This is a genomic window from Polaromonas sp. P3_C2, from assembly GCF_056402675.1.
Map to the genome: position 1 here is coordinate 1 of NZ_JBFUGX010000638.1, position 2,375 is coordinate 2,375.

2 protein-coding genes are annotated in these 2,375 nt (G+C 63.2%); both read right to left on the reverse strand.

Annotation, left to right across the window (positions count from 1 at the left end):
- Positions 1 to 199: 199 nt before the first annotated feature.
- Positions 200 to 1,513: a Glu/Leu/Phe/Val family dehydrogenase gene (locus AC1DWI_RS20075; RefSeq protein WP_477725563.1), complete on the reverse strand. Its 1,314-nt coding sequence runs from the start codon at positions 1,511 to 1,513 to the stop codon at positions 200 to 202.
- A gap of 168 nt (positions 1,514 to 1,681) precedes the next feature.
- Positions 1,682 to 2,375, reverse strand: a 694-nt coding sequence (locus AC1DWI_RS20080; protein WP_477725564.1) for an ABC transporter ATP-binding protein, incomplete at its 5' end; no start/stop codon positions are given.

Sequence of the window (2,375 nt, forward strand, 5' to 3'; positions counted from 1 at the left end):
CCCCTAGGGGGCCGCTGCGCCTGCGGTCTGGCGAAGCCAGTCCCGCGGAGAAATAGAGCCCCCACGCTTTTCACTTCGTGTAATGCGCTGCCCCCCGAGGGGGTGCTGCGCCTGCAGCCCGGCAAAGCCGGTTCTGCGGCCCCTGCTTGAAAGGTTGTCCAGGTCGTTGACGCGCAGGTCCCGGCGCTGACCCAGTAACTCAGGGGTACAGGCCGCGCAACTCGCGCGTGTGCAGGATTCGCTTGCAGGCCACGATGAAGGTGGCGGTACGCAGGCTGACCTTCTGGTCTTGCGCCACGGCCCAAACACCGGCAAAGGCGTCTTTCATGATTTTCACCAGGCGCTTGTTGATTTCTTCTTCGTCCCAGAAGAAGCTGGAAAAATCCTGCACCCATTCAAAGTAGCTGACGGTCACGCCGCCGGCATTGGCGATCACGTCCGGCAGCACCAGCACGTTGCGGTCATGCAGGATGTCGTCGGCGGCAGGTGTCGTCGGGCCGTTCGCGCCTTCAATGATCATGCGCGCCTTGATGCGGCCGGCATTGGCGGCAGTGATTTGCTGCTCAAGTGCGGCCGGAATCAGGATGTCGCACTCCACGTCCCAGAACGCGTCATTGGCAATGACTTCGGCTTCGGTGAATCCGGCCACACTGCCATTGRCTTCCACATGACGCAGCAGCGCCGGCACATCGAGGCCGGCTTCACGGTAAATCGTGCCGCCATGGTCTTGCACCGCGACCACACGTGCGCCGGTTTCGGCAAACAGCTTGCCCGCCACACCGCCCACATTGCCAAAGCCTTGCACGGCGACCCGTGCGGTACTGATATCAAGGCCAATGTGCTTGGCCGCTTCGGTGCCCACGGTGAACACGCCGCGCCCCGTGGCTTCACGCCGGCCCAGCGAGCCGCCCAGGTCGACCGGCTTGCCCGTGACGACGCCGGTTGAGGTGGAGCCGGTGTTCATCGAGTAGGTGTCCATCATCCACGCCATGATCTGGTCGTTGGTGTTGACGTCCGGCGCGGGGATGTCCTTGTTGGGGCCGATGATGATGCCGATTTCGCTGGTGTAACGGCGCGTCATGCGCTCAAGCTCGCCACGCGAAAGCTTTTTCGGGTCGACGCGGATACCGCCTTTGGCACCGCCGTACGGCACGTTCACCGCCGCGTTCTTGACCGACATCCAGGCCGACAGCGCCATCACTTCAGACAGCGTGACGTCCTGGTGGAAACGCACACCGCCCTTGCCGGGACCGCGCGAAACGTTGTGCTGCACACGGTAGCCTTCAAAGTGCGCCACGGTGCCGTCGTCCATGTGAATCGGCACGTCCACGATCAGCACACGCTTGGGCCGCTTGAGGGTTTCAGCCCAGCGCGCCAGGCTGCCCAGGTGCGGAATGACGCGGTCTACCTGCTGCAGGTAGTTGCCCCAGGGGCCCAGGTTGTCCGCCTGCAGGTAAGACGGAAGCGGGTGAGACCCGGCGGGGGTGGGAACAGAAGAGGCTGCGTGTGACATTGAAAAAGCTCCTTGTGGGATTTCTTGCGGGAAAGTCTGCGGGAAGAATCAATGGACGGAGCTTAAAAGCCTCGGCCTAAATAGTCCAAGGCATTGTTCACCAATATCTATGCAAATAATGCATATCGCTGATTTTTGATGGCTGCTGAAGCTGCGCAACCCGCGTCGTCACACCGTGAACTGCAGCGCCGCCAGCCGCGCATAAACGCCCCCGCGGTTTACCAGCTCGGCATGCGTGCCTTGCTCCACCAGCCGCCCATGGTCCAGCACCAGGATGCGGTCAGCCTGCTGCACAGTGGCCAGCCGGTGCGCAATCACCAGCGTCGTGCGGTCCTTCATGGCCGACTCCAGGGCCGCCTGCACCATGCGTTCGCTTTCGGCATCCAGCGCGCTGGTGGCTTCATCCAGCAGCAGCAGCGGAGCGTTTTTCAGCATCGCCCTCGCGATCGCAATACGCTGGCGCTGGCCACCGGAAAGCCGCACACCGCGCTCCCCGAGAAAGGTGTCGTAGCCTTCGGGCAGGGCGGTAATGAACTCATGCGCGAAGGCCGCCCTGGCCGCTGCACGGGTCTCTTCATCAGTGGCTTCAGGTTTGCCGTAGCGGATGTTCTCCAGCGCGCTGGTCGAGAAGATGACGGCGTCCTGCGGCACGATGCCGACGCGCTGCCGCAAATCGTGCAGCGCCATGTCGGCTGTGCGCACGCCATCCAGTTCGATGCGGCCCGAGGCCGGGTCATAAAACCGCAGCAGCAGCTGGAACACCGTGCTCTTGCCTGCGCCGCTGGGTCCCACGATGGCCACCGTTTCACCGGGCGACACGCTCAGGGAAAAGTTTGTCAGGGCAGCTTGCGCGGGCCGCGAC